The sequence below is a fragment of the Sphingopyxis sp. 22461 genome (assembly GCF_052044915.1).
Lineage (GTDB): Bacteria > Pseudomonadota > Alphaproteobacteria > Sphingomonadales > Sphingomonadaceae > Sphingopyxis.
In genome coordinates this window covers 252,840-268,660 of record NZ_JBQENY010000006.1, presented here as the reverse complement: position 1 = coordinate 268,660, position 15,821 = coordinate 252,840, and the positions used below count along the sequence as shown (strand labels likewise).

Annotated in this window: 16 protein-coding genes; 6 read left to right on the top strand and 10 right to left on the bottom strand. The window is 66.0% G+C overall.

Translation table 11 applies throughout. The annotated features are described in order from the left end of the window. Positions 1–96: 96 nt before the first annotated feature. Positions 97–858: a sulfite exporter TauE/SafE family protein gene (locus ACTJI5_RS12145; RefSeq protein ID WP_310252191.1), complete on the top strand. Its 762-nt coding sequence runs from the start codon at positions 97–99 to the stop codon at positions 856–858. Here ACTJI5_RS12145 and ACTJI5_RS12140 read toward each other — a convergent pair. Continuing rightward, positions 855–3,356 (bottom strand): ABC transporter permease, encoded by a 2,502-nt coding sequence (locus ACTJI5_RS12140; RefSeq protein WP_440860495.1) that lies wholly within the window; start codon positions 3,354–3,356, stop codon positions 855–857. The genes ACTJI5_RS12145 and ACTJI5_RS12140 overlap by 4 nt on opposite strands. Positions 3,357–3,510: 154 nt before the next feature. Continuing rightward, positions 3,511–4,212, bottom strand: coding sequence for an ABC transporter ATP-binding protein (locus tag ACTJI5_RS12135; RefSeq protein ID WP_440860494.1), 702 nt, complete (start codon positions 4,210–4,212; stop codon positions 3,511–3,513). 17 nt (positions 4,213–4,229) lie between these two features. Here ACTJI5_RS12135 and ACTJI5_RS12130 point away from each other — a divergent pair, with 17 nt between their 5' ends. After that, positions 4,230–4,943, top strand: coding sequence for an arylesterase (locus tag ACTJI5_RS12130; RefSeq protein WP_440860493.1), 714 nt, complete (start codon positions 4,230–4,232; stop codon positions 4,941–4,943). Between the two features lie 91 nt (positions 4,944–5,034). Here the strand turns inward: ACTJI5_RS12130 and ACTJI5_RS12125 are convergent, their stop codons facing one another. The 3 genes from ACTJI5_RS12125 to ACTJI5_RS12115 all read right to left on the bottom strand — a co-directional run bounded on the left by ACTJI5_RS12125 (position 5,035) and on the right by ACTJI5_RS12115 (position 7,885). Further along, on the bottom strand, positions 5,035–5,487 hold the full coding sequence (locus tag ACTJI5_RS12125; RefSeq protein ID WP_137893648.1) for an outer membrane protein: 453 nt from the start codon (positions 5,485–5,487) through the stop codon (positions 5,035–5,037). 224 nt (positions 5,488–5,711) lie between these two features. After that, positions 5,712–6,956: a 23S rRNA (adenine(2503)-C(2))-methyltransferase RlmN gene (gene rlmN, locus ACTJI5_RS12120; protein WP_440860492.1), complete on the bottom strand. Its 1,245-nt coding sequence runs from the start codon at positions 6,954–6,956 to the stop codon at positions 5,712–5,714. Positions 6,957–7,141: 185 nt separating this feature from the next. Further along, positions 7,142–7,885 carry an SDR family oxidoreductase gene (locus tag ACTJI5_RS12115; protein WP_440860491.1) on the bottom strand — a complete coding sequence of 248 codons (744 nt, stop codon included), beginning with the start codon at positions 7,883–7,885 and terminating at the stop codon, positions 7,142–7,144. 113 nt (positions 7,886–7,998) lie between these two features. Here ACTJI5_RS12115 and ACTJI5_RS12110 point away from each other — a divergent pair, with 113 nt between their 5' ends. Continuing rightward, complete coding sequence (locus ACTJI5_RS12110; protein ID WP_440860490.1) at positions 7,999–8,391, top strand: winged helix-turn-helix transcriptional regulator; 393 nt, start codon at positions 7,999–8,001, stop codon at positions 8,389–8,391. 346 nt (positions 8,392–8,737) lie between these two features. On the opposite strand, the gene ACTJI5_RS12105 is transcribed toward ACTJI5_RS12110, so the two are convergent. Beyond that, entirely contained in the window at positions 8,738–9,067 is a 330-nt protein-coding gene (locus tag ACTJI5_RS12105; RefSeq protein WP_440860489.1) for a UrcA family protein, read from the bottom strand. A 151-nt stretch (positions 9,068–9,218) separates the two neighbouring features. Between ACTJI5_RS12105 and ACTJI5_RS12100 the strand changes: the two genes are divergently transcribed. Further along, complete coding sequence (locus ACTJI5_RS12100) at positions 9,219–10,100, top strand: LysR family transcriptional regulator (protein WP_058536569.1); 882 nt, start codon at positions 9,219–9,221, stop codon at positions 10,098–10,100. Positions 10,101–10,295: 195 nt separating this feature from the next. On the opposite strand, the gene ACTJI5_RS12095 is transcribed toward ACTJI5_RS12100, so the two are convergent. Beyond that, positions 10,296–10,985 carry an aspartate/glutamate racemase family protein gene (locus ACTJI5_RS12095; protein WP_440860488.1) on the bottom strand — a complete coding sequence of 230 codons (690 nt, stop codon included), beginning with the start codon at positions 10,983–10,985 and terminating at the stop codon, positions 10,296–10,298. A gap of 332 nt (positions 10,986–11,317) precedes the next feature. After that, the gene (locus ACTJI5_RS12090) at positions 11,318–11,815 is read right to left on the bottom strand and encodes a hypothetical protein (RefSeq protein WP_310252215.1); all 498 of its coding nucleotides are present in this window, start codon (positions 11,813–11,815) and stop codon (positions 11,318–11,320) included. A gap of 170 nt (positions 11,816–11,985) precedes the next feature. Here ACTJI5_RS12090 and dnaN point away from each other — a divergent pair, with 170 nt between their 5' ends. Continuing rightward, a complete protein-coding gene (dnaN, locus tag ACTJI5_RS12085; RefSeq protein WP_058536567.1) occupies positions 11,986–13,101 on the top strand; it encodes a DNA polymerase III subunit beta in 1,116 nt (371 codons plus the stop codon). Positions 13,102–13,153: 52 nt separating this feature from the next. On the opposite strand, the gene ACTJI5_RS12080 is transcribed toward dnaN, so the two are convergent. Then, a complete protein-coding gene (locus ACTJI5_RS12080; RefSeq protein WP_440860487.1) occupies positions 13,154–14,497 on the bottom strand; it encodes a PQQ-dependent sugar dehydrogenase in 1,344 nt (447 codons plus the stop codon). 173 nt (positions 14,498–14,670) lie between these two features. On the opposite strand from ACTJI5_RS12080, the gene ACTJI5_RS12075 reads away from it, so the two are divergent. Continuing rightward, positions 14,671–14,886, top strand: a complete 216-nt coding sequence (locus tag ACTJI5_RS12075) for a hypothetical protein (protein ID WP_058536565.1) — start codon at positions 14,671–14,673, stop codon at positions 14,884–14,886. A gap of 4 nt (positions 14,887–14,890) precedes the next feature. On the opposite strand, the gene argC is transcribed toward ACTJI5_RS12075, so the two are convergent. Beyond that, positions 14,891–15,817 carry an N-acetyl-gamma-glutamyl-phosphate reductase gene (gene argC, locus ACTJI5_RS12070; RefSeq protein WP_440860486.1) on the bottom strand — a complete coding sequence of 309 codons (927 nt, stop codon included), beginning with the start codon at positions 15,815–15,817 and terminating at the stop codon, positions 14,891–14,893. Between the last annotated feature and the right edge of the window lie 4 nt (positions 15,818–15,821).

Genomic DNA, 15,821 nt, shown 5'->3' with positions numbered 1-15,821 from the left:
CCTGCGGTATCGGCCGGGCCAGTTCGATCCGTTGCCGGGGAAACAAGCGCTGCCCTTCCATCCCGCCTTCCGCCCGCCCGTCGTGGCGCACGCCGCTTGACCGGCCTGTCGCAGCTTGTTGGCATCGCGCCGCTGACGCTCGTCGGCGCGGCGGCGATGACCTTCGCCGCCGCCTATGTCCGCGGCCTCACCGGCTTTGGCATGGCGATCATCCTCGTACCGCTCCTGGGGCTCATCATCGCCCCCGGAGAGGCGGTGGTGCTCGGCATATTGCTGCAACTGCTGATCGGGCCGGTCGGGATCGGGATCATCATGGCCGACGCTGACCGCGCGACCGCGGTGCCGATCGCGCTACTCGCGATGGCGACGACGCCGGTCGGCATGGTCGCGCTCGATGCGACGACGCCCGACATTGCGCGGCTGCTGATTACCTTGGTCGCGGTCGGTGCCTTTGTCGCGGTGCTGCTGCCCAAACAGCCCGAGGGACATCGGCCGGGGCGCGGCGCGATTGCGGGGACGGGGGTCGCATCGGGCATTCTCACCGGCTTTGCCGCGATGCCGGGACCGCCGGTCGTGCCCTTTTACCTCCGCCGCCATCTCGAGCCCAAGGTCGCGCGCGCGTCGATGCTGCTGATCTTCTTTGGCACCGCGATCGCGGGGACACTCGCCGCGCTCTGGGTCGGGATCGCGACATGGCGATTATTCCTGCTCGCGGTGATCCTGTTCGTGCCGATGTGGCTGGGAAACTATGTCGGCGCGCGCCATTTCGGCCGTGTCCCGCCGCATGTTTGGCAGGCGATGGTCGCGATCGTCCTCGGCATCGCGGCGGTGTCGGCGGTGGTGCGGATCCTGAACTAGAGGCTGCGCAGCGCCTGCGCGGGCTTCGCCGACAGCAGAGGCCAGCTTCCCGCAATCCCGATCAGGAAGGACAGGCCGGCGCCGCCGAGCAGGGTCATCCCGACGATCAGCGGGTCGGGCGCGAAGTCGAATTCGAACAGCTGCGTCACGACATACCAGGCGCCCGCAAGCCCCAGCCCGAGTGCGAGCACTGCCAAAATGCCCGCGAGCACCGCATATTCCATGCCCTGCGCGCCGAGTATCTGGCCCCTCGTAGCGCCAAGCAGTTTCAGGATCACGCTGTCGTAAACGCGCCGCTCGCGGCTCGCGGCGATCGCGCCGATCAGCACTGCGATCCCCGCCAGGATCGCGATGCTCGCCGCGGCGGCGATCGCCTGGCTCATTTGCGTCAGCAGCGTCGTCACCTGCGACACGACATCGCGCACCGCGATCAGCGACGCCGACGGAAAGGCGCGCGGAATGCTGCGCGACAGGGCGGCTTCGGCTTCGGGTCCGACGGCGACCGTCGCCACCATATTATGCGGCGCGGCGTCGAAGGTGCCGGGCGAGAAGACGAGCACATAGTTCAGCCCGAAATTGTCCCAGTTGACGGTACGGAAGGAGGCGACCTTCGCCTGCACCTCGACCCCCAGCACATTGACCGACAGCGTGTCGCCGATCTTGAGGCCGAGCGACGTGGCGACCTCCTGCTCGACGCTGACCAGCGGTCGTCCCTTGTAATCGGCGGCCCACCATTGGCCGCCAACGAGTTCGCTGCCGTTCGGCAACACCGGGCTGTAGGTGAGCCCGCGGTCGCCGCGCAGCACCCAGGCACCCTCGGGCAGTTCGGCGAGTTCGTCGACGCGCTGGCCGGCAAATTCGGTGACGCTGCCGCGCAGCGCGGGGATCATATTGATCTCGGCCTTGGGGTCGGCCCCCGCCACCATCGTCTGAAAGCGTCGGGTCTCAGTGCGCGGCACGTCGAGCACGAAGAAGCTCGGCGCGCGCTGCGGCACGGTCGACTGGATTTCGGCGGTGATGCTCGTCTGGATCGCCGCCAGCGTCACGAACAAGGTCAGGCCCAGCCCGAGTGCGACGACGAGCGCGCCGGTGGCGGCGCCGGGGCGGTGGAGATTCGCGAGCGCGAGGCGGAAGAGCGGGCGTTTCGGCCGCGGCAGGCGGCTCGCGGTGCGCCGTACCAGCCAGCCGAGGCCGACGAGGATGAGCAGCAGCCCGATCGCCGCGCCGATGAAACCGAGCGCGAACAGGGGCTCGCGCGCGGTGCCGACCGCGAGCGCGATGATCGCCGCCAGCGCCGCCGCGACCGCGATGACCGTCTGCCGGTCGACCCGCGCCGCGCCGCTCACCGTCGCGCGGTAGAGTCCGGCGGCGGGAACGTGCCGTGTCGCCGCGAGCGGGGGCAGGGCAAAAGCGATGGCGATCAGCAGGCCATAGGCGGCGCTGACCGCAAGCGGCAGCGGATAAATGGCGACGCCTGGTTTGACGGGCAGCACATCGCCCGCAATCGCACCGATGATCGCGGGCGCGAGCGCGCCGACGATCAGGCCGAGGGCGATCGACACCGCCGCGACCGCGAGGATCTGCAGCCCATAGATACGCGCCACCGTGCCGCTATCGGCGCCGAGAACCTTCAGCGTCGCAAGGCCCGGGCGCTTGCCCGCGAGATAGCTCGCGACGCCATTGCCGACGCCGATCCCGGCGATCACCAGCGCCGCGAGGCCGACGAGCGACAGGAACTGCCCCATGCGCTCGATGAAGCGCCGCGTTCCCGGCGCGCCATTGCTGCTGTCGGTGATGTCCCAGCCCGCGTCGGGGAACTCGGCGGTCAGCGCCTTGCCGACCGCTTCGGGGTTCGCGCTTTCGGGCAGGCGGACGCGATATTTGCTCTCATAAAGGCTGCCCGGCTGGATCAGCTGCGTCGCGGGCAGGTCGGCCAGTCCGATGATCGCGACGGGGCCGAGCGTGAAGCCTTCGCCCAGCCGGTCGGGCTCCTCGGCGATCACGCCGTCGATCAGGAAGCTCTTCTCGCCGAACTTCACGCGTTCGCCGACCTTCAGGCCCAGCCGCGAGACGAGATCCTTGCCGATCCAGATACCCCCCGGCGGCGGCGGACCTCGGCGCGCGCCGCTGTCGAGCCGCATCGTGCCATAGAGCGGGTAGACGCCGTCGACCGCCTTCAATTCGGACAGCAAAGCCTCGCCGTCGGGATCGTTCGCCATCGCGCGCAGCCGCACGGTCGCCGAGGGTGTGCCGACGCGGCGGAAGCCCGCCATCTCCTCTGCAGTCGCCTCGCGCTGCGGCAGGCTGAATTCGACGTCGCCGCCGAGGATGGTTTGCCCGCGCACTTCGAGTTCGGAGGTGATGCCGCGCGTCAGGCTGCCGATCGCCGCGAGCGTCGCGACGCCGAGGAACAGGCAGACCGCGAGCAGGCGCAGGCCGCGGATGCGCGTCGCAAGGTCGCGCCGCGCGATCTGCCAGAGCGTGGCGAGCGGCAGCATCAGATCCTCCCTGCCGCGAAGCGGTGGGGAGGGGGACCATCTGCGCAGCAGATGGTGGAGGGGCCGCGACGTCGGCGCCAAGGCCCCTCCGTCAGCGGCTGCGCCGCTGCCACCTCCCCATGGCTGCGCCACAGGGAGGATGACTTTGCCACGCTCACGCCGCCCGCTCTTCGATTTTCCCGTCGTGCATCACGACCACGCGGTCGCAATGCTCGGCGAGTTCGGGGTCGTGGGTGATGATGAGCAAGGTCGCGCCCAATGCGGCGCGGCGCGCGAAGATCAGGTCGATGATCGCGTGGCCGGTCGCGGTGTCGAGATTGCCCGTCGGCTCGTCGGCAAAGATGATCGCGGGCGAGCTTGCCATCGCGCGTGCGATCGCGACGCGCTGCTGCTCGCCGCCCGACAGCTGCGCGGGATAGTGGGTGAGGCGATGGCCGAGCCCGACGGCTTCAAGCTCGGTCGCGGCACGTCCGAACGGATCGGCGATCCCGGCCAATTCCAGCGGCACCGCGACATTTTCGAGCGCGGTCATCGTCGGCAGCAGGTGAAACGCCTGCAACACGATGCCGATCCGGCCGCGTCGCGCCCTCGCGAGGTCATCCTCATCCATCGCCCCAAAATCGAGGCCCGCGACGCGGATGCTGCCGCCGTTCGCGCGTTCCAGCCCGGCCAGCACCGCCATCAGCGAGCTTTTCCCCGACCCCGACGGTCCCAGCAGCGCGACCGAGGCGCCCGCGGGAACCTCCAGATCGACGCCGCGCAAAATTTCAACCGGGGCCTTGTCGCTTCCAAGCGTGAGCGTCACATTGTGGGCGGCGATCGCCACGTCGGGCGATTGTCGTTGGGCGTCGGGCAAGGAGAGGACCCTTTGAAATGAGAACGGCCGGATGGCGCTCTTTCTTGATATATGGTTGCGCAATCGCGCTTTGCCAACCGCTCGCGGCGTGCGGATCGGCGGAAAACCCGTCGGCTTCGACCAACGACAAGGTCGCGGCGAAAGCGGCGCCCGCAATCCCCGCCGACGCGCCGCTCGTGATCGCCTTTGGTGACTCGCTTTACGCGGGTTACCAGCTCGGCCCGAAGGAAGGGCTCGCGCCGCAATTGCAGGCCGCGCTCGCCGACGATGGCGTCGTCGCGCGCGTCCAGAATGCCGGCGTTTCGGGCGACACCACCGCCGCGGGGCGCCAGCGCCTGACCTATGTGCTCGATAATGCGAAGGCGAAGCCCGCGCTCGTCGTGCTCGGGCTGGGCGGCAACGACATGCTGCGCGGGATCGGCCCCGACCAGACGCGCGCCAATCTCGACGCGATGCTCGCCGAACTGAAAAAGCGCGAGATTCCGGTGCTGCTCACCGGCATGATGGCCGCGCCCAATCTCGGCAGCGACTATGCGAAGAAGTTCAACCCCATCTTTCCCGAGCTCGCGTCGAAATATGATGTGAGCTTCTATCCCTTCATCCTCGACAATGTCGTCACCGACAAGGCGCTGATGCTCGGCGACAATATGCATCCCAATGCCAAGGGCGTGACGGTCGTCGCGGAAGGATTGGCGCCGCTGGTTGAACAGGCGCTGCCGAACGCGGAATGAATATCCGCGCGGTCGCTGAGCGACAGGGCAAATAAAAAGGGGCGGCCCGACGGGCCGCCCCTTCTTGTTTCGTTTCGCTGTTCCGAAAGGATCAGAAAGCGAAGCCGACGCCGACCGCGAAGGTGTCGAAATCGCTGAAGTTCTCGATGAACTGGTGGCGATATTCGGCCTTGGCGTAAAGGTTCTGGCCCAGCTTGTGCTGGTAGCCGGCACCGACATAGGGATCGTCGATCTGGCCGAAGGTGTAACCGGCGTTGGCATAGAGCTTGCCGTTGGCGCCGACCTTGGCGCCCGCGCGGCCGCCGGCCGAGAACTGGACCTTGGCGCCGTCGATCAGCACCTTGTCGCCCGCGATTTCGGCACCCGCGAACGCGCTCGAGCCGAGGTCGAAATCATAGCCGGCCGCGGCGCCAAGCGTGGCGTCGTCGAGGCCGCTGCCCGTGACATAGCCGCCGCGCACTTCGACGCGGCCTTCGCCCTGCGCCATGGCGGGGGTTGCAACGATGGCCGTCAGGAGAGCGGCTGCAACTGCGAATTTCTTCATGTTCTTTTCCTTCTGCTTTTAATCGGCCACGCCCTTTGGGTCGCGACGCCCCCTAAATGGGGCTCGCGGCTGTCGCTGCAATGAACGGATCGTTCAGAATGTGACAATTTTCTTACCTGTGTTATTTTTACCACACAGTATAGAATAGGTATGCGGTCGCAATCCCGCATATCCGCGGGTTTCTGACGCTTACGAAGATGGGAAAAAGACGCTGGGAGGCGTCTTTAGCCGAGCGCGGCCTGCTTTTCCTCGGCGATCCGGTCGAGTTCGGCGCGACTCGGCTTGGTCGCCGCGCTCTTCAATTGCCCGCACGCCGCCATGATATCGCGCCCGCGCGGGGTGCGCACTGGCGCCGAAATCCCGGCCTTGAAAATCAGGTTGCTGAACGCGCGCACCCGCTCGGGCGACGAACATTCGTACATCGCGCCGGGCCAGGGGTTGAAGGGGATCAAATTCACCTTCGCGTGCAGGCCATATTCGCGAATCAGCCGGACAAGCTCGCGCGCATCGTCGTCGCTGTCATTCTTGTCCTTCAGCATCACATATTCGAAGGTGATGCGCCGCGAATTACCGGCGCCCGGATAATCGGCGCAGGCCTTCAGCAGTTCGTCGATGCCATATTTGCGGTTGAGCGGGACGATCTCGTCGCGAATTTCCTTCGACACCGCATGGAGCGAGACCGCGAGGTTAACGCCGATCTCTTCGCCCGCGCGCGCCATCATCGGGACGACGCCGCTCGTCGACAGCGTGATGCGGCGGCGCGACAGCGCAAGCCCGTCGCCGTCCATGACGATCTTGAGCGCGCCCTTGACCTCGTCGAAATTATACAGCGGCTCGCCCATGCCCATCATCACGATGTTGGTCAGGATGCGTCCGTCGGCGGTATAGTTCCCGCCCTCGTCGTCCTCGTCATCCTCGGGATCGGGGCCAAAGCCTGCCATCGTCCCCTTGGGCCATTCGCCGAGCTCGTCGCGCGCCAGCATCACCTGTCCGACGATCTCGCCCGCGGCGAGGTTGCGGACGAGGCGCATCGTGCCGGTGTGGCAGAAGCGGCAATTCAATGTGCAGCCGACCTGGCTCGACACGCACAAGGTTCCCCGATCGGCGTCGGGGATGAAGACCATCTCATATTCCTGGCCGTCGGCGGCGGCGAGCAGCCATTTGCGCGTGCCATCGCTCGACACCTGCGCCTCGCGCACCGTCGGGCGGCCGATGATGAAACGGTCGGTCAGCCAGGGGCGCATCGCCTTCGCGATGTCGGTCATCGCCTCGAAATCGGTGACGCCGCGGTGATACATCCAGTGCCAGATCTGCTTGGCGCGCAGCTTCGCGGCCTTGGCGTCGAGGCCCGCCTCGACGAGCACGCCGCCGATCGCGTCGCGCGTCAGCCCGATCAGGTCGATGCGGTTGCCGCCGCGCAAGGGAACGGTGCCCGTCGTGACGGGGTCGATGTGGCCGGGAATCTGCATGATGCGCGGCCATATAGGGGGGAAGGCGCAAAAGCGCAATCTTCCGCCGTTGATCCTCCCTGCGCTGAAAGCGTGGGGAGGGGGACCGCCCGCGAAGCGGGTGGTGGAGGGGCCGCGTTATAGCCCCTCCGTCAGCGCTTCGCGCTGCCACCTCCCCATTGCTGCGCAACAGGGAGGATCGCCAATTAAAGCGACGCCAGCATCCCCAGCACCTGCGGCACCGTCCCGTTCGCCTCGGCATTGCGCAGCGGCAGGACGTTCTGCACCAGGATTTCCTCGGGGGTTGGCTCGACCGCGAACAGCGCCATCACCTCATCGGCGAACTCGTCCAGCGGCATATAGCCCTCGCGCGTCGACTGGCCGGGGGTCAGGTCGGTGCGCACCGCGGGCGGCGTCAGTTCGATCACTTCGACCTTGCCCGCCAACTGGATGCGCAGCGCGACCGAGTAGCTGTGGATCGCCGCCTTGGTCGCTGAATAGGTCGGCGCCTTGGGGAAGGGCACAAAGGCGAGCCCCGACGTCACATTGACGATCGCCGCGCCGTCCTGCGCGGCCAGATGATCGACCAGTGCGTCGATCAGCCGGATGGGACCGAGGATGTTGGTCACGACCGTCGCCTCGGCCTGCGACAAGTCGCGCTTCGTGCTTGCATCCTCGGCGTTCATGATCCCGGCATTGTTGACCAGCACATTGAGGCTCGGGAATCTCGCGACGATCTCCTTCGCGAAAGCCGCGATCGCATCGGCATCGGTGACGTCGAGCGCGACCGCCGCCATGTTCGGCCGCCCCGCGATCGCCGCTTCCAGTTTCGCGGCATTGCGCCCGGTGACGATGACCTTGTTGCCGGCGTCGTGCCAACGCTGCGCGAGCGCCAGCCCGATGCCCGAACCCCCGCCGGTGACGAGGATGGTGTTGCCTGTGGTTTTCATATTTGCCTCCTTAGGGGGTGGTGAGAAGGCAAAGATATCTCTATACTCTCCAAAAGAAAGTAGGCACCCGAAAGTGCCATAGTTACCCAAAAGAGAGATTTGGATTTTCCGCCATGCCCACGCCCGAAAAAATCGCCTATGATCCGAATGCGCCGGTCGATCCGCGCGTCGAAACGCTCGTCAACGAACTCATCGGCCGAGTCGCCGACAAATGGACTCTACTCGTTCTCGAGGAGCTGGAGGATCACGGAACCTGCCGCTTCACTGAATTGTCGCGCCGCGTTCCGGGCATCAGCCAGAAGATGCTGACGCAGACCTTGCGCCAGATGGAACGTGACGGACTACTCGTGCGAACAGTCCACCCGGTCGTCCCGCCGAAGGTCGAATATTGCCTGACCGACCTCGGCCACAGTCTGGGCGAAGCCTTCTGCGGCGTGTGGGTCTGGGCGGAGGCCAATCTGGAAAAGGTGGCAAGAGCGCGGATGGCGTTCGACGCGCGGGGGTGAGGTGCACGAGAATTTGCGCCTGCGGGTTGCGACCCAAAATTACCGTCGTGATCCCCGGCGAAAGCCGGGGCCCAGATCGGGGCATGCATTGCGCATCATGGCCCCAGCTTTCGCCGGGGATCACATAGAGACGGGGAACGACCGAAAACGGACTCTCTATCATCGTCACCCCGGACTTGATCCGGGGTCCCGCTTGAAGACGAGAGCTACCAACGCACAAAAAAGCGGGATCCCGGGTCAAGCCCGGGATGACGATATCTAGAAGTCACCAATAGCAAGCCGGGACCATGATCGTGCCCGAATCATGGCCCCGGCTTTGACGGGCCCTGCAACTTGGATCCGCCGGTCACTTGCGGATCGAGCTGACCTGGATCGGCTCGCCACGCGACGCATTGGCGACCACGACATCGGCTTGCGCCGAGGCGCCGCTCCGCGTGTCGCGGCGGCATTGCCGCACGTCATTCTTGCCCGCGATGTCGAAATCCGGCGCGGTGCCGCACACTTCGACGACGGCGCGCCAGATGCGGCGATCGAGCGCCTTGGTGCCGGCATCGGTGCGCAGGTCGAGGTCTTTGTGCGCCACCGCGACGCTCGGGTTCGCGGGTTCGGTTTGCGCCGATACGGGCTGGCCGATCGATACGGCAGCGAGGGCGGCGAGGATCAGAAGCTTTTGCATCTTGAGTCTCCATCGGCCGGCTGGGGAGGAGGGGAGGAAGCCGGTGAGACAGAAATAATCGATCGCTGCGGCCGAAAGGAGCAACGATGTTGCGCGGCCATTCTGCAAAATTGCAGAATGAGGGCGGGGCGATTATGTCGCACAAGACGGCATGTATGATTGGAACGACCTGAAGGCCTTTCTGGCCGTTGCCGAGACCGGCAGCACCCTGTCGGCGGCGCAATCGATGCGCGTCAGCCAGACGACCGTCGCGCGGCGCATCGCGGCGCTCGAGGAGGCCACGGGACTCAACCTGTTCGAACGGCGGCAGGCGGGTTATGCGCTGACCCCGGTGGGCGAGGCGATGGTGGCGAGCGCCGTCGCGGTGCGCGATGCCGCCGACCGCTTCGGCGACGCGGCGGGCGCGCGCTCGCGCGATGCGGGCGGCACGGTCAGCCTGACGACGATGGAAATCTTCGCGGTCACCGTCCTGCCGCCGATCCTGCGCGACCTTCGCGCGGCGCATCCGGGCATCCATATCCATCTCGACACGTCGGACGAACCGCGCGACCTCGCCGCGGGCGCGGCGGACATCGCGATCCGCAGCAGCAAGCAGCCCGCGGGCGCGGGGCTCGTTGGGCGGCGCATCGCCGACAATCCGTGGACCGTCTATTGCAGCCGGGCCTATGCCGATCTGCACGGCATCCCGCACGGGCGTGCGGAGCTCGCGACGCATCCCTTCATCGGCGGCGGCGGCGGCGTCTGGGAACCCTATCAGGCGTGGCTGCGCCAGCACGGGCTCGAGGAGTCCGTCGTGATGCAATATGACACGGGATCGGGGCTGCTCGCGGGCGTGCGCTCGGGCATGGGGCTCACCATCCTGCCCGCCTTCATCGCCGATCGCGAACCCGACCTGATCCGCTGCATCCCGCCGAAGACCGAGGATACGACGGGGCTGTGGCTGCTGACCCACGAACGGCTGCGCCACGTCCCGCGCGTCCGCCTCGTGCTCGATTTCCTCGCGACCGAGCTGACAAAGCTCGCGCGCAGCTAGGGTCAGCACCTCTCGATTTTTATCTCGCCATTCCCGCGCAGGCGGGAATCCCGCTTTTTCCTTCCTTCTCTTCGCGCCTTTGCTTGAGGCTTTTTCAGCGTTTCGCGCGAAGACGCGAAGACGGTCTGCTAGCGCCAACGGAGTCAAAGCGGGATTCCCGCCTTCGCGGGAATGACGGAATGGCAGAGCCAGAGCCTAGGTGAGCGCGGCCTCGACCGCCGCATCAACATGCAGCGCCAACGTGTCGAACAGCGGCACCGCGCTGTCCGCTTCGCCGATCAGCAGCATGATTTCCGTACAGCCAAGGACGATCGCCTCGGCGCCGTTGGCGATCAGCGCGGCGATGATCCGCCGATATTCGGCGCGCGATGCGTCGCGGACAACGCCCTGCACCAGTTCGTCGTAGATGATGCCGTGGACGATCGCGCGATCGGCGTCGCCGGGGATCAGCGCTTCGATACCCGCCGCCGCCATGCGCGCTGTATAGAAGGGCTTTTCCATCGTGAAGGCGGTGCCGAGCAGCCCGACGCGCGAAAAGCCCGCCGCCTGGACCGCCGCGATCGCGGGGTCGGCGATGTGGAGAAGCGGCACCGGCGTCGCCGCCTCGACGGCCTCGGCGCACAGGTGCATCGTATTCGCACAGATCAAAAGCAGTTCGGCTCCACCCGCCGTCAAGGACCGGGCGGCGTCCGCCATCTGGCGATCGAGCACGTCCCAGTCGCCGCTCGCCTGCAATTGGGCGATGGGCGCGAAATCGAGCGACAACAGCAGGATACGTGCCGAATGCAGCCCGGCCAGCCGCACCCGCACGCCCTCGTTGAGCAGGCGGTAATATTGGGCCGAGCTTTCCCAGCTCAAACCGCCGATCAGGCCGATTGTCTTCATCGTGTCAGCTCCATCCATAAACCGCTGTCCTACAATATTGCGCCGATTTAGCGTGCCGGGCGATGACCAGCGACGCAGCTTTCCTCCTAACAGCGACAGGCATCCTTCCACGCCCTTCAACGCGTGCGATGGAATGCAATTTGCGAGTGAAGTTGGGTAGTTTTCCGCCGTTTCGCGAAAATGCCTTTCCCTATTACTTCGTCACCCCGGACTTGATCCGGGGTCCAGCTTCCGCAGATGCCTCGCATGGATCCCGGATCAAGTCCGGGATGACGAAGATTTGCGAATCGCGAGTGAAGTTGCGCAGAAATCCGCCACTTCTTCAAAGCGCCTCAGCGCAGCTTCGCGCACCCCAGCGCCGCCGCGTCAATCGCGGTTGCGGCGCCGCGCAGCCGGTAGGTGTCGGCGATCGCGCCGCCCGCCGCGGTGCCGCTCTCGATGCTCATGCTCGGCGCCGATCGCATCGCGGCGACGATCGCGGCATCCATGCGCGGGTCGCTGGCCCAGCCGTGCGCCGCATTGCCCGTCAGGATGAAACGGCGGCCGCCGATTGTCAGGCGCAGTTCGCGGTCGGGTGCGCGCTCTTTAGACAGGCGGACGTAAAATTGCCCGCGAATGCGCGACTTCGGCCAATATCCGACGCTCGCATAGGCTTTGACCTTGGGTGTGCCGATCGTCGCCGACGGCGCGGCGAGCGCATAGCAGCGCGGGGTCGCCGGATCGCGAAACGCGCCCCAGCCATCGAAAATGCCGAGCGCCGTAGGGCTGGCCGCCAGCGCCACCGCGGGCATCGCCGTCGCTATCAGGAAAAAGGAGGCCCAGCGCCGCATCGATCCTCGTTTGCGCGATTGGGGGAGCATTGCAAGCATGGCTTGCACGTGCCGCACCGTGCGTTAAGGAAGGTGGACATTTTCAGGGGCCGGAATCGGGGTGCGAATCGCCTCCGATGGTCTGTCCCCAAGGGACTTTTCCCGCGAAACACAGGGATGGCGGATTTAGAATGAAAGCGACGATCGAACGCGCAGTGTTGTTGAAGAGCCTCGGCCACGTCCAGTCGGTGGTCGAACGGCGCAATACCATCCCGATCCTCTCGAACGTGCTGATCGAAGCCGATGCGTCGGGCCAATTGAAACTGATGGCGACCGACCTCGACTTGCAGGTCGTCGAAACGATCGCGGCCAAGGTCGAAACGGCGGGCACGACCACGGTGTCGGCGCACACCCTCTTCGAAATCGCCCGCAAGCTGCCCGAAGGCGCCGAGGTCAGCCTCGCCGCGGCCGAGGGCAAGATGCAGGTCAAGGCCGGCCGCTCGAACTTCAACCTGCCGACGTTGCCGCGCGACGATTTCCCGGTGATCGCCGAGGGCGACCTGCCGACCAATTTCGAGCTGCCCGTCGCCGAGCTGATCCAGATCATCGACAAGACGCGCTTCGCGATCTCGACCGAGGAAACGCGCTATTACCTCAACGGCATCTTCCTGCATGTCGCCGAGGATGCATCGGGCCCGGTGCTCAAGGCCGCGGCGACCGACGGCCATCGCCTAGCGCGCTACACCGTCACGCGCCCCGACGGCGCGTCGTCGATGCCCGACGTCATCGTGCCGCGCAAATGCGTCACCGAAATCCGCAAGCTGCTCGACGAGGCCGAAGGCAATGTCGAAATCAGCCTGTCGGCGTCGAAGGTCCGCTTCCAGCTCGGCAACGCGATCCTGACCTCGAAGCTGATCGACGGAACCTTCCCCGACTACAGCCGCGTCATCCCGACCGCGAACGACAAGCTGCTCAAGGTCGATCCGAAGAGCCTGTACCAGGGCGTCGACCGCGTCTCGACGATCGCCAGCGAAAAGACCCGCGCGGTCAAGGTCGGCCTCGACAAGGACCGCATCACCCTGTCGGTGACCAGCCCCGAAAACGGCACCGCCGCCGAAGAAGTTGCGGCGTCTTATGACAGCGACGCGATGGAGATCGGCTTCAACGCCCGCTACCTCAGCGACATCCTCGGCCAGGTCGACGGCGACACCGTCGAACTCCACCTCGCCGACGCGAACGCCCCGACGCTGATCCGCGAAAGCGAAAAGAGCCCGGCGCTCTACGTACTGATGCCGATGCGGGTGTAGTGACCCTCTAAAGCCCGAAACAAAAAAGGCCCCGCGCTTGCGGGGCCTTTTCTTATCCGGCCTTCGCGACCCGCCAGATCACCCCGCCGGTGTCGTCGGCAACCAGCGCGCTGCCATCCTTCGCGACCTTCACGTCGGCCGGCCGGCCGCGGGTTGTCTTGCCGTCCTTGCCGAGGAACTGGTCGAGCAGCGTGACGGGGAGCGCATCGACGGGCTTGCCGTTGGCGCCGAACTTGACGAACACCACGCTATAGCCCGCGACCGGCTCGCGGTTCCACGACCCGTGTAGCGCGATCAGCGCGCCGTTCGCCCAGCGATCGCCAAGGTCGAGACCTTGCGTAAAGGTGAAGCCGAGTGGCGCGGTATGCGCCCCCAGCCCATATTCGGGGCGCTTGACGTACTGGCGGCGATCTTCGGCCTCGGGTTCGACCCGCGGGTCGATGTAGCCGCCCCAATAATACCAGGGCCAGCCATAGAAATCGCCCTCGGTGACGTCGGTCAGATAGTCGGGGACAAGGTCGCTGCCGAGCATGTCGCGCTCGTTGACGACGGTCCACAGCCGGTCGCTGCCGGGATAGAAATTGAGGCCGACGGGATTGCGGATGCCCGCCGCAAAGGTGCGCATATATTTGTTCTCGGGCCGCACCTCGAGCACGCTGGCACGGCGGAACTCGCGGTTCATGCCCGCTTCGCCGATATTGGAGTCGGCGCCGACGCCGATGTAGAGCCATCCGTTGGGTGCAACCGCGAGGCTCTTGGTCCAATGGCGGTTGGTGCCCTTTGCCGGCAGGTCGACGAGCTTGGCCGGCTTGCCGCTCATCTTCGTCTCGCCCGCCACATAGGGGAAGGCGAGCAGCGCGTCGGTGTTAGCGACATAAAGCGTGCTGCCGACCAGCGCCATGCCATAAGGCGAATTGAGCCCCGTGATGTAAGCCGTCTTCACTTCGGCCTTGCCGTCGCCATCGGCGTCGCGGAGCAGGGTGATACGGTTCGCCGAGGGTTTCCGGCCGGTGCCACCCTTGCCCATCAAATTCTTCATGACCGCGCCTTGCACGCCGCCATCCTTGCGCGGCGGGCTCTGCGATTCCGCCACCAATATGTCACCGTTCGGAAGCACCAGCATCGTGCGCGGATGGTCGAGCCCTTCGGCAAAGCGCGCCACGCTAAGCCCCTGCGCAGCGCGCGGCGCCTGGCCCGCGGGCCAGCTTGTCGCCTCGGGCACGTTCACCGTGGGGAAGCTCTCGGTCTTTTGCGACGCCATCACCGGCACCCGCCCGCTGAGCTCGGCGGTCGAGAAGCGCGCCACATCGGGGCGCGACATGATGTATAATGTGATGCCGCCGACGATCAGCAGCAGCAACAGGGCGAGGGCGGCATATTTCAGGATCTTGCGCATGGCGCCTGTCTACACGGGCAAAGCGCGGCGTCAAAGGGGCTTGAATCGGCACGCGAAGGGTTAACCGTCGAGCCTTTTGAATTAACCTTACCCAATTGTTCATCACGGTTGGGAACGACGCAGTGAGGGGCGTGCGTTAGGAGATGCACTCGACGTAACGGACCAGGAATTCGATGCACCTGCCAGCACCCTTTCTCACCGACCGCGATGCGGTCGAGGATGCCCATGCGCTGATCAGCATGCATGGCGAAGAAGCTGGCTTTGCCGCAGCAGCGCGGGCCGAGCAATATCGCGTGCTCGGCAACCACGTGCATTTCGCGCGCTGGCGCCAGATCGAGCGGCTGATCACCTATTTGTCGATCGAGGACATCCTCGACACGGTGCACTGAGCGGCTAGATTCGCAGGCCCGCGGTTTCGGGCAATCCCGCCATGATGTTGAGATTCTGGACGCACGCGCCGCTCGCGCCCTTGCCCAGATTGTCGAGCCGCGCGACGAGGCGTGCCTGACTGGCATCGGCGTTGGCGAAGACGGACAATTCGATCCGGTCGTCACCCGCATCCGACGCGCGGAGAAGCATCTCGCCGTCAGCCGGCGCCTCGCCCATGACGACGACCGGGCTCGCGCCATAGAAATCGGCGAGCGCCGTGCGCAGCGCGTCAGGCGACGCGGCGGCGGGCATGGCATTCAGCGGCAACGGAACCTCGACCACCATCCCGCGATGCGCCGCGATCACCGCGGGCGAAAACAGCGGACCGATCGCAAGCCCGCACCGAGCCTGCATCTCGGGCACATGTTTGTGGCCGAGTGCCAGCGCATAGCCGCGCCACGCGATGTCCGGATCCCCCTCGAAGCGCTCGATCAGCGCCTTGCCGCCGCCCGAATAGCCGCTGACCGCATGGCAGATATAGGGCCACTCGGCGGGAAGCAGGCCCGCCTGCACGAGCGGTGCGACCAGCGCGATGAAGCCCGTCGAATAGCAGCCCGGGTTCGACACGCGCGCGGCTTCCGCAACGGCGTCGTGCCCGCTGACTTCGGGGAAGCCATAAACCCAGCCCGGCGCGACACGATGCGCGGTCGATGCGTCGATGACCCGGGTGCGATCATTGCCGATCATCGCGACCGCCTCGCGCGCCGCGTCGTCGGGAAGACAGAGGATCACGAAATCGGCGTCGTTCAGCGCCTCGCGCCGCGCCGCCGCATCCTTGCGCCGCGCATCGTCGAGCGCAATCAGCGTGAACTCGTTCCGCCCCGCAAGGCGTTCGGCGATTTCGAGGCCCGTCGTACCCGCCGCGCCGTCGATGAAAACCGTTTTCGTCATAATG